At 66.1% G+C, this 11,161-nt stretch carries 10 protein-coding genes; 8 read left to right on the forward strand and 2 right to left on the reverse strand.

The genetic code is table 11. The features are described 5' to 3' along the window. Window positions 1-29 precede the first annotated feature (29 nt). A complete protein-coding gene (locus tag ABIB54_RS15365) occupies window positions 30-1,124 on the forward strand; it encodes an alkaline phosphatase family protein (RefSeq protein ID WP_354576388.1) in 1,095 nt (364 codons plus the stop codon). 73 nt (window positions 1,125-1,197) lie between these two features. On the opposite strand, the gene sepH is transcribed toward ABIB54_RS15365, so the two are convergent. Next, entirely contained in the window at window positions 1,198-2,274 is a 1,077-nt protein-coding gene (gene sepH, locus ABIB54_RS15370; protein ID WP_354576390.1) for a septation protein SepH, read from the reverse strand. A gap of 201 nt (window positions 2,275-2,475) precedes the next feature. On the opposite strand from sepH, the gene ABIB54_RS15375 reads away from it, so the two are divergent. Continuing rightward, window positions 2,476-2,769 (forward strand): DUF4193 domain-containing protein, encoded by a 294-nt coding sequence (locus ABIB54_RS15375; protein ID WP_147782392.1) that lies wholly within the window; start codon window positions 2,476-2,478, stop codon window positions 2,767-2,769. Window positions 2,770-2,785: 16 nt separating this feature from the next. Here the strand turns inward: ABIB54_RS15375 and ABIB54_RS15380 are convergent, their stop codons facing one another. Next, a complete protein-coding gene (locus ABIB54_RS15380) occupies window positions 2,786-3,265 on the reverse strand; it encodes a DUF3093 domain-containing protein (RefSeq protein WP_354576391.1) in 480 nt (159 codons plus the stop codon). Between the two features lie 65 nt (window positions 3,266-3,330). On the opposite strand from ABIB54_RS15380, the gene dut reads away from it, so the two are divergent. The 6 genes from dut (at window position 3,331) to ABIB54_RS15410 (ending at window position 11,123) form a co-directional block, all read left to right on the forward strand. Next, window positions 3,331-3,813, forward strand: a complete 483-nt coding sequence (gene dut, locus ABIB54_RS15385) for a dUTP diphosphatase (RefSeq protein WP_354576392.1) — start codon at window positions 3,331-3,333, stop codon at window positions 3,811-3,813. A 26-nt stretch (window positions 3,814-3,839) separates the two neighbouring features. Next, window positions 3,840-4,478 carry a DUF3710 domain-containing protein gene (locus ABIB54_RS15390; RefSeq protein WP_354576400.1) on the forward strand — a complete coding sequence of 213 codons (639 nt, stop codon included), beginning with the start codon at window positions 3,840-3,842 and terminating at the stop codon, window positions 4,476-4,478. 4 nt (window positions 4,479-4,482) lie between these two features. After that, window positions 4,483-5,190 carry a DUF3159 domain-containing protein gene (locus ABIB54_RS15395; RefSeq protein ID WP_354576393.1) on the forward strand — a complete coding sequence of 236 codons (708 nt, stop codon included), beginning with the start codon at window positions 4,483-4,485 and terminating at the stop codon, window positions 5,188-5,190. Window positions 5,191-5,354: 164 nt separating this feature from the next. Next, complete coding sequence (gene acnA / locus ABIB54_RS15400) at window positions 5,355-8,165, forward strand: aconitate hydratase AcnA (RefSeq protein ID WP_354576394.1); 2,811 nt, start codon at window positions 5,355-5,357, stop codon at window positions 8,163-8,165. A gap of 9 nt (window positions 8,166-8,174) precedes the next feature. Then, window positions 8,175-10,121: a 1-deoxy-D-xylulose-5-phosphate synthase gene (dxs, locus tag ABIB54_RS15405; protein ID WP_354576395.1), complete on the forward strand. Its 1,947-nt coding sequence runs from the start codon at window positions 8,175-8,177 to the stop codon at window positions 10,119-10,121. Window positions 10,122-10,433: 312 nt separating this feature from the next. Further along, window positions 10,434-11,123 (forward strand): hypothetical protein, encoded by a 690-nt coding sequence (locus ABIB54_RS15410; protein WP_354576396.1) that lies wholly within the window; start codon window positions 10,434-10,436, stop codon window positions 11,121-11,123. The last annotated feature ends 38 nt before the right edge of the window (window positions 11,124-11,161 follow it).

Here is an 11,161-nt window from a genome sequence, read left to right on the forward strand (position 1 = left end):
AAACGCACCGGTTTAGCCTTGCCGATGTCGTGCCAAGTTCTCTTCAGGCCATCACCCATGAGGCGAATCGCCTGGCGTTGCCACCGGTGGAGAAGGCGATCGTGCTGCTCGTCGACGGGCTCGGAGCATCCGCGCTCACAGCCCGGCGCGGGCACGCGCGAACCCTGGCGCCGCTGCTCACGGCTGGGTCCACGATCGGCGCGCGGTTTCCGTCGACCACTGCGTCGGCGTTGGCTACTCTCACCACCGGCGCATCGGCGGGAATCCACGGGCTCGTCGGGTACAGCGTGCTCGACGCGGCGAATGAGCGAGTCGTCAACCAGCTCAGCGGATGGGATGCCCGGCTGGATCCGGCGACCTGGCAGCGGGTGCCGACTCTCTTCGAGAAGGCGCGGGATGCCGGCATCCCCAGCTTTGCGATCGGCACAGAGCGCTATCGGAAGTCCGGCTTCACGCGGGCCGTTCTGCGCGGTGCCGAGTACCGAAGCGGCGCGACGATGGCGGACCGATTCGAGGAGGCTCGGCGTACCCTCGACGAGATCGATCGGGGACTGATCTACCTGTACGTGCCCGAGCTGGACCAAGCCGGTCATGCGTGGGGCTGGCAGTCCGCGCAGTGGACGACGGCCCTCGAGGAGCTCGACAGCGAGGTGCGCGCATTCGCGCCGACGCTCCGCGCGGGCGAGGGAATGCTCCTGACCGCAGATCACGGCGTGCTCGACGTGCCGGCGAGCTCGCAGGTGCTGTTCGATTCGGAATCGCGCCTGATCGACGGCGTCAGGTTTGTCGCGGGCGAGCCTCGGGCGCTGCAACTGCATTTCGAGCCCGATGCTTCAGAAGCACTCCGGGCGACGGTCCTGGCGGCCTGGCGTGAGATCGAGGGTCCCCGATCGTGGATCGTCTCCCGCTCCGAGGCGATCGAATCCGGGTGGTTCGGTACCGCGGTCGATGCCGAGGTGGCACCGCGCATCGGCGACATCATCGTGGCCGCTCGCAAGGGCATCGCCTACTACGACTCGAGGGTCGCCGGCAACGCGGGCCGCAACATGGTGGGACAGCACGGGTCGTGGTCGGCCGACGAGCTCTCCGTTCCGCTCCTCCGCTTCGGGGCATTCGCGCGCTGACCAGCCGCTCGTCGCGTGGTGAGCGCGAGCGCGTACCGAGACCGGAGAGTCGCGGCACCGAATGAGAGGTCGGTTACAGGTCGTCGTCCGAGCGCGCCCCGAAGACGATCTCATCCCAGCTCGGCATGGAAGCCCTGCCCTTGCGTGACGATGCGCGGGGCTGGAAGACATTCGGCTGGGGGGCCGTGTTTCCCGGCCGGTCGTCGTTCTCGTCGCCGAAGACGTCCAGCGGAATGTCGACGAGACGGATCGTGCCGGTCGAGGGATGAGCGGACTTCGAGTCCACAGAGATCGCCTCATCGCCGAATCCCGCGGACTCGCGTTCTCCGCGCCGGCGGCGCAGGGCCTCGAGGAGGTCGGCCGTCTGGTTCGATTCGGACTCGTCGGCGACCGGGGCACGATTGATCGCGGCATCCGACACGGCGGCCGGCGCATCGTCAAGGCGTCCGTACGGCACCGCCTCGAGCCGCGAACGCCCGGGTTCCTGCTGGGAGAGCTCCTCGCTGGTGAAGGCTCCGCTGTCGAAACGGGACTGGTCGGGCTGGCGCTCTTCGTCACCGACGGCACGCAGGCGGGGAACCAGGGCACCGGAGGCATCCCCCTGCTGGGAGAGCGTGATGGCTTCGTTGTTGAGCGGGGAGAGTGCGGCCTTCTTCGGATCGAAACGCCAGCGGGCATCCCGCTCGATCTGCTCCGCGCTGAAGGCGAGTTTCACGACCCAGCCCCCGCCGACCTCTTTCCAGCTCGCCCACCGCTCATCGATGGCGCCGAGGTCGTAGAGCCGTTCGCGGATGACCGTGCCGAAGGTGGAGCCGCCACCGAGCGGATCTGTCTCCATCGCGGTGTGCACGGGCACGCCGAGTGCCGAGTTCACGACGAACTCGCGCTCGGCGAGCACAGGTCCCTCGAACTTCTGGATGTAGTCGAGCGGAACGCCGGTGATGGCCGCAACGTCCTGCGCCGACATCCCGGACCGGATGTGGGCCTGGATCTCCCGCGGCGCGAGCTTGCGCCCCGATCCCGGGTCGGGGATCGCCTGACGCAGTCTGGACTGCAGTACTTCGTCTATGGCGATGCGGTACTTGGTACCTTCGTCGGACGCGACGAGGAGTGCGCCGTTCTCCACTCCGATGACTCTCAGGTCTTGCATGCTGAACGCCTCTCGCGGTCACTTCTTCGCCTCTAGAGTCGCACGCCCCATCCCCAAATCCCGGGAATATCCCGGGCGTGCCGCAAGTTGCACAGAAGTCGGATTCACGGTCATTTGGCAGTGGTTTGCTATTCGCAAACTAATGATGCAAACTATGGCCGCCGATTGAGACCAATCGATATTTTCAAGAACTGGATGGGCATGGCAACCGACTACGACGCACCTCGAAAGACCGACGACGACTCCGAGTCGATCGAGGCTCTCAAAGAGCGCGTCCCGGACAAGATGTCCGGTGTGGTCGACGTCGATGACGCCGACAATCCCGGGGGTTTCGAGCTGCCCGGTGCAGACCTCTCAGACCTCGACCTCGATGTCGTGGTGCTGCCTCCGCAGGCCGACGAATTCACCTGCGTCAACTGCTTCCTCGTGAAGCACCGCTCGCAGCTCGACCACGAAGAGAAGCTCGGTCCGATCTGCCAGGAGTGCGCGGCCTGATCCTGTCTGCGGACAGCTAGACGGCGCGGGCCGTGTCGATCGCGGCGACCAGGGCGTCGGGTGTGCGAGTGGACACGATCCAATACGGGGTCGGGTCGCTCGCATCGGCGAGGTCGATCTTCACGACAGGGCCGACCCAGCCGCGGATGAGGAGCCAGGCCCGCGCATCGAGCAACCGACCGCGCTGCAGGGTCGCTTCCTCACCCCGGAATGCCGTCACCCCCGCGATGAGGTGCACCGGCACCCGCGCCCGACCGGCCACGAGTTCGCCAGGCAGGACCACGATGGCGGGGGATGTCGCCAGGAGCACGAGAACCACGGCGGCGTACAGCACGATGGCCACGATGACCCCGGCGAAGAGGTTGATCGGCAGAAACACCAGCAGGCTGGCAGGAATGACCAGAGCCGTCGACACGAATACCCAGGCCGAGGGCCAGATGCGCTCGCTATAGAGCTTCGTGAGGGTCGAGGGGCCGCCTGGCGGGGTCTGCGTCATAGGCCCTATTCGATCAGACTTTGCCGTGCTCCAACCCCGCGGGCGTTCTGCACTACCCTCGTCACGTGGCTCAAAGCGTTGAAGTACTGATCGTCGCCGACCGGGTGCCCAGCTACTCGCATCCGGGTGACGCCGGCGCCGACCTCACGGCGGCGGAAGCCGTGCAGCTCGATCCGGGCCAGCGCGCGACGGTCGCAACCGGCATTTCGATCGCCCTGCCCGACGGCTACGTCGCCTTCGTGGTGCCGCGCAGCGGGCTTGCATCGCGGCACGGGATCACGATCGTCAACAGCCCGGGCACGGTGGATGCCGGGTACCGCGGGGAGATCAGCGTCACCCTTCTGAATACCGACAGCTCGGTGCCGTACTCTGTCGCGGTCGGCGACCGGATCGCCCAGCTGGTGATCATGCCGGTGAGTCGGGCGCGGTTCATCCCCGTCACAACGCTCCCGGGCAGTCATCGTGGCGAATCCGGGTTCGGATCGACCGGCTATGCGACGTCTGACAGCGATTCACCCCATCACGACCAACAAGGAGAGCTCCTGTGAGCGACACCAATCCGCCCTCCGGCGAGATCCAGCCGAGCGACGTCACCGAGCCGGGTGCCCCGGACGAGCAGCTGAAGTCCGCCCCTGCCGATCGGGAGACCGAGGGACCGCTCGACGAATCAGAGGCGAACCCGGTTCGCCCCTACGTCGATCTCGGGGGAGTGAAGATCCTCCCTCGCGAGGGCCTGCAGTTGCGGCTCGAGGTGGAGGAGGGCAGCCAGCGGGTGGTCGCGGTCGGCCTGGACTACGCCGGTTCCACCCTGCAGGTACAGCCTTTCGCGGCTCCACGCACGTCGGGTCTCTGGCATGAGATCCGCGAGCAGATCGCCGAGCAGATCGCGAAGCAGGGCGGAACGACGCGCCTCTCGGTCGGACCCTTCGGTCCGGAGTTGCTCGCGGAGATTCCGGCGACGACACCCGGACAGCCCGATTCCACCCGACTGGCACGATTCATCGGAGTCGACGGTCCCCGCTGGTTCCTCAGAGGCGTGATCGCCGGTGACGGCGCGGTCGACCAGGAGGCAGCCTCGAAGATCGAGGAGCTCTTCCGCAGTGTCGTCGTGGTGCGCGGCAAGACGCCGATGCCGCCGCGCGACCTCATCCCCCTCCACATGCCGAAGACCGCCGCTCCGGTGGACGACATGCCGTCGACACCGGGCGTCTAGCCGGGTGGCCGACGAAAAGGCACCCGAGCCGGGCTTTCGGGAGGCGTTCGCGGATGCGATGCGCAAGACCGGTCTCGGCCAGGTCGCCCCGGGCGAAGTGCCGACAGCGGGATCGCTGCTGAAAGCGGTGGGCGGCATCCGTGGCCTGATCGAGTCGATCCTGCCCGGACTCGCATTCCTCGTGCTCTACGCCGCGACGAAGAGCGTGGCACTGTCGGTGTTGGTTCCGGTGGCGCTTGCCGTGCTCTTCGTGGTAGTCAGGCTGGTCACCCGCACCCCGATCGCCCAGGCCTTCGCGGGCATCGCCGGGATCGCCATCTCGGCCGTCCTCGCCCTCATCTCTGGTCGCGCCGAGGCGAACTTCATCCCGGGCATCATCATCAACATCGCGAGTCTGAGCGTGCTTCTCCTCAGCATCCTCGTGCGGTGGCCCCTCATCGGCGTCATCGTCGGGTTCCTCACCAACGAGACCACCCGGTGGCGCGAGCAGAAGGCGAAGCGCCGGGTGCTCTACCTCACGACGTGGCTGTGGGCCGGTCTCTTCGCGCTCCGGCTCGCCGTGGAAGTGCCGCTCTACCTCGCCAAGGAGGCGGAGTGGCTCGCCGGCGTGAAACTGCTTCTCGGCATTCCTCTCTATGCGGCGATGCTGTGGGTGACGTGGCTTCTCGTTCGCGCTGTCTACGCGAGCTCGGTCCGACCGAGCAGCGACTGACCGGCATGCTAAAGTATCTTGACGTCAAGATACTTTTGCTGTCGTCCGGGCCAGGGGAGACTTAGGCTTACCTTGCTGGCATGGTCGCCGGTCGAGGTTCAGGATGACAGCGGATGTCTCGTCAAGAGATCACACCTCGTACAGCTCAGCAAGGGAGTCGCGCAATGTCGCAGGTCAACAGCTTCGGTTCGAAGGACACCCTGACGGTCGGTTCTACTGACTACGAGATCTTCCGGGTCGATCGGGTGCCCGGGTACGAGAAGCTGCCCTACAGCCTCAAGGTGCTGCTCGAGAACCTCCTGCGCACCGAAGACGGCGCGAACGTGACCAAGTCGCAGATCGAGGCCCTCGGCTCATGGGTTCCCACCGCGGAACCCGACACTGAGATCCAGTTCACCCCGGCCCGCGTGATCATGCAGGACTTCACCGGTGTTCCGTGCATCGTCGACCTGGCCACCATGCGCGAGGCTGTTTCCGCCCTCGGGGGAGACCCGAAGAAGATCAATCCCCTCGCCCCCGCCGAGCTCGTGATCGACCACTCCGTGATCGCCGACCTGTTCGGTTCGGAGAATGCGCTCGAGCGCAACGTCGAGATCGAATACGAGCGCAACGGGGAGCGCTACCAGTTCCTCCGCTGGGGCCAGACCGCCTTCGACGACTTCAAGGTCGTGCCCCCGGGCACCGGAATCGTTCACCAGGTCAACATCGAGTACCTGGCGCGCGTCACCATGACCCGCACGGTGGGCGGCGTTCTGCAGGCCTACCCCGACACCTGCGTCGGCACCGACTCGCACACCACGATGGTCAACGGGCTCGGTGTGCTCGGCTGGGGAGTCGGCGGCATCGAAGCCGAGGCGGCCATGCTCGGCCAGCCCGTCTCCATGCTCATCCCCAAGGTCGTCGGTTTCAAGCTCACCGGCGTCATCCCCACCGGCGTCACCGCGACGGATGTGGTGCTCACGATCACCGAGCAGCTGCGCAAGCACGGCGTGGTCGGCAAGTTCGTCGAGTTCTACGGAGCCGGAGTCGCCGCCGTGCCGCTGGCCAACCGCGCCACCATCGGCAACATGAGCCCCGAATTCGGTTCGACCGCCGCCATGTTCCCGATCGATGACGTCACTCTCGACTACCTTCGCCTCACCGGCCGCAGCGAGGAGCAGGTCGCCCTCGTCGAGGCCTACGCCAAGCTCCAGACGCTCTGGCACGATGCCGATTCCGAACCCAGCTTCAGCGAATACCTCGAGCTCGACCTCACGACCGTCGTGCCCTCGATCGCCGGGCCGAAGCGGCCACAGGACCGCGTCGTCCTCTCCTCGGCCAAGGCCCAGTTCGCCAAGGACCTGACGAGCTACGCGGATGTCGAGCACGACCTGGTCGACCTGGGCATCTCCGAGTCGTTCCCGGCCTCGGACCCGCCGAGCAACCAGCCGGAAGACGACCTCAACCAGCACCGTCACACCCACGTCAGCCACGCGCCGTCGTCGGTGTCCCGCCCGACGGACGTCCACACCAAGTCCGGCCTCGCCTACACACTCGACCACGGGGCGGTGGCCGTCGCGGCGATCACCTCCTGCACCAACACCTCGAACCCCTCGGTCATGCTCGCGGCTGGCCTCCTGGCCCGCAATGCGGTGCGCAAGGGGCTCAGCTCCAAGCCGTGGGTCAAGACGACTCTCGCGCCCGGCTCCAAGGTGGTCACGGACTACTACGCGAAGGCTGGACTGACCGACGACCTCGAGGCGCTCGGCTTCTACACGGTCGGCTACGGCTGCACTGTCTGCATCGGCAACACCGGCCCCCTGATCGAAGAGGTCACCGACGCAATCAACAAGAACGATCTCGCGGTCACGGCTGTGCTCTCGGGCAACCGCAACTTCGAGGGTCGCATCAGCCCCGACGTCAAGATGAACTACCTCGCGAGCCCGCCGCTCGTGATCGCCTACGCGCTGGCCGGGTCCATGAACTTCGACTTCGAGACCGACTCGCTCGGCACGGGGAACGATGGCGCGGAGGTCTACCTCAAGGACATCTGGCCGGATGCCGCGGAGGTGCAGTCCACCATCGACTCGTCCATCGACACCGCCATGTTCACCAAGGAATACGGCGAGGTCTTCGACGGTGACGAGCGCTGGCGCTCACTCCCGACGCCGGACAGCGAGGTATTCGAATGGGACAGCGAGTCCACCTATGTTCGCAAGCCCCCGTACTTCGATGGCATGACGCTCGAGACCACTCCGGTGAGCGACATCACCGGTGCCCGTGTGCTCGCGAAGCTCGGTGACTCGGTCACGACCGACCACATCAGCCCGGCCGGAAACATCAAGGCCGACAGCCCGGCGGGACAGTATCTCGCCGACCACGGCGTCGACCGCAAGGACTTCAACTCCTACGGTTCGCGCCGCGGCAACCACGAGGTGATGATCCGCGGTACCTTCGCGAACATCCGCCTGCGCAACCAGCTCCTGGACAACGTCGAAGGGGGATTCACCCGCGACTTCAGCCAAGCGGATGCCCCGCAGGCGTTCATCTACGACGCAAGCCAGAACTACCAGTCCGCCGGTACCCCGCTCGTGATCTTCGGCGGCAAGGAGTACGGCTCCGGCTCGTCGCGGGACTGGGCGGCGAAGGGCACGAGCCTTCTCGGCGTCAAGGCTGTCATCGTGGAGAGCTTCGAGCGCATCCACCGGTCCAACCTGATCGGCATGGGGGTCGTGCCACTGCAGTTCCCCGCCGGGGAGAGCTGGGCGAGCCTCGGACTCGACGGCACCGAGGTCGTCAGCATCACGGGGCTCGAAGAGCTGAACGAGGGAACCACGCCGAAGACGGTGCACGTAACGGCTGCACCGACCGAGCATTCCGCGCCGGGCAAGCAGACCGTCGAGTTCGACGCGGTGGTTCGCATCGATACTCCCGGTGAGGCTGACTATTACCGCAACGGCGGAATCCTCCAGTTCGTTCTGAGATCGCTGGTTTAGGCTACTGTTGTGAGCCTTCTGCAGAGTATCCACGGACCCCGGGACCTGGACCGACTCTCGCAGGAGCAACTCGTCGCGCTTGCTGCCGAGATCCGGGAATTCCTGGTCAAGGAGGTCTCGAAGACCGGTGGTCATCTCGGCCCCAACCTCGGTGTCGTCGAACTGACGATGGCCGTGCACCGGGTCTTCAACTCGCCCAACGACGCGATCGTGTTCGACACCGGGCACCAGTCCTATGTGCACAAACTCCTCACCGGTCGCCAGGATTTCAGCCGCCTGCGTGAGCGTGGGGGACTGGCGGGGTATCCGCAGCGGTCCGAATCCGTGCACGACATCGTGGAGTCGTCGCACGCCTCCAGTTCCCTGAGCTGGGCGGACGGCATCTCCCGCGCCTTCCAGATGACCGGCCAGAAGGATCGTCACGTCGTCGCGATCGTCGGCGACGGCGCGCTGACCGGTGGCATGACGTGGGAAGCCCTCAACAACATCAGCGACGACAATTCACGCAACCTGGTGATCGTCGTCAACGACAACGGGCGCTCCTATGCCCCGACCATCGGGGGGATGGCGCGCTTCCTCAACGACGTGCGAACCCGGCGCTCCTACCGCAGCCTCTATGCCTCCAGTCGCCGCTTCTTCAATCTCTTCGGTGCCCCCGGCCGGGCCCTGTACCGGGGCATCCGTGGCGGCACCCACGGCTTCCTGAGCCGCTTCTCCAACAACGAGGCGCTCTACTCCAACCTCGACATCAAGTACATCGGACCGATCCATGGTCACGACCTCCACGCCATGGAGGAAGCCCTCACCCAGGCCAAGAATTACGGCGCCCCGGTGATCGTGCACGCGATAACCCAGAAGGGCAAGGGCTTCGAGCCTGCAGTGCTCGATGCCGCCGACCAGTTCCATGCCGTCGGGCACATCGACCCGGAGACCGGCGAGCCGATCGGAGCCTCAGACAAGCAATCCTGGACCTCGGTCTTCGCCGAGGAGCTCGTGGTGCTTGCCGACGGCGACCCGACCATCGTCGGAATCACTGCCGCGATGTTGCGCCCCACCGGCCTCCAGCCCTTCGCCGCCAAGTATCCGCACCGTGTCTTCGACGTGGGAATCGCCGAGCAGCATGCGGTCACGTCGGCTGCGGGGCTCGCCTTCGGCGGATTGCATCCCGTGGTGGCCTTGTATGCCACGTTCATCAACCGGGCATTCGACCAGGTTCTGATGGATGTCGCGCTGCACAAGGCAGGCGTCACGTTCGTGCTCGATCGGGCCGGGGTCACCGGACCGGACGGGCCGAGTCACCATGGCATCTGGGACCTGGCGATCCTGCAGGTCGTGCCGCACATCCGCCTGAGTGCGCCGCGGGATGCGACCAGACTGCGCGAGGAACTCGGCGAGGCCGTCGCGGTGACCGACGCTCCCACGGTCGTGAGGTTCTCCAAGGGCAGCGTCGGCAACGAGATCCCCGCCGTGCGACGCCTTCCCGACGGTGTCGACGTGCTCAGTGACGCGCCCCGCAAGGATGTTCTGATCGTCACGGTGGGCCCGATGGCGGAGATCGGCCTCGCCGTCGCCGAGAGACTGGCCGACCAGGGGATCGGCGCGACCGTCGTCGATCCTCGCTGGGTGGTGCCCGTGCCGAAGAGCGTGATCTCCCTGGCTGCCGAGCATCGACTCGTCGTGACCATCGAGGACGGCATCCGAGTCGGAGGAATCGGCACGCGCATCCGCCAGGAGCTGCGGGCCGCCGGCGTCGACACCGCTCTCACCGAACTCGGCCTCCCCGACGAATTCCTCGAACACGGATCGCGGGCCGAGATACTCGAAGAGGCCGGCCTGACCCCGCAGCAGATCGCCCGCGATGTCGTCGAGCAGGTTCTCGGCAGCAAGATCCCGGTCGCTCGTCCGCTCGCCGACGACGCCCACGAGGAACGGTCCCTCGGGTCTGACCGTTCCTGACCGTTCCTGACCGTTCCCGAGCGGTAGTGCGGATCGCGCGTGCGATCCCTGCCCCGTGATCCCGCCCCGACAGGAGTCCGACTCCGCCGTGTCAGACTCCGCCGTCTCAGACTCCGCCGTGTCCGAAATCCATGCCATCGAAGCGAATCGCCGTACGGCCGCGCCCCACTGCGGTGATTCTTTTCGACGGCATGGATTTCACGCGAGGAGAGTTTGGCACACCCCTCCTCCACAGGGCCAAAAGAGTGCAGAGATCGGCAGGAGGGCCCCGATCCCGGCCCGGCTGACGCGCGTTGAGCCCAGGATGGGGCGATGCCTTCCCTCCGCAGCATCATCGAGCAGCTCGGTGGACTCGCGGCCACGCACGAGTTGCTCGCGCGCGGGGTTGCTCCGCGCGAGCTCACGACAGCGGTGATGTCCGGCGAGGTGATTCGAGCGCGGCAGGGGTGGTACGTGTCGGCCGGTACCCGTGAGGATGTCGTGCGCGCCATCCGGGTGGGTGGAAGGCTCGCATCCGTCTCGGCCGCGGCTACCTACGGTCTCGCTGTTCCTCACGCCTTTCCGCTTCACGTGCACGTGCCGAAACGGGACAGTCGGTTGCGAAGCGAGAACGATTCGCGGGTTCGCCTGAGCGATGAGCGAGATGTGACGACCGTGATCCACCGCGGTCGCCTGTTGAGGCCTAGTCCGGAGAGTCGGCTGCGAGTGAGTCTGGGTGATGCCCTTCGCCAGGTGATTCGCACGGAACCAGAAGAGGAGGCCGTCGCGTGCCTGGATTCCGCTCTCCACCTCGGTGTGATCGCACCATCGGCGATGAGCGCCCTCATTCGTACATTTCCCCGGAAATATCACTACCTCGAGACGAGACTCGATGGGAAGAGCGATGGATATCCGGAGAGTGTGACGCGGTGCCGACTCTTGAGCGCCGGAATCACCTCCCAGTCTGGTCACGTCCCGCTGAGTGGTGGAGTTTCTCAACACCGTGCGGGTCAGTTGTTTTAGTTTAGGCGGCGGCGAGTTCTGGGAGGATCACCGCCTCG

Origin of the sequence: Frigoribacterium sp. UYMn621 (genome assembly GCF_040549525.1) — a bacterium.
Taxonomy (GTDB): Bacteria; Actinomycetota; Actinomycetes; order Actinomycetales; family Microbacteriaceae; genus Lacisediminihabitans.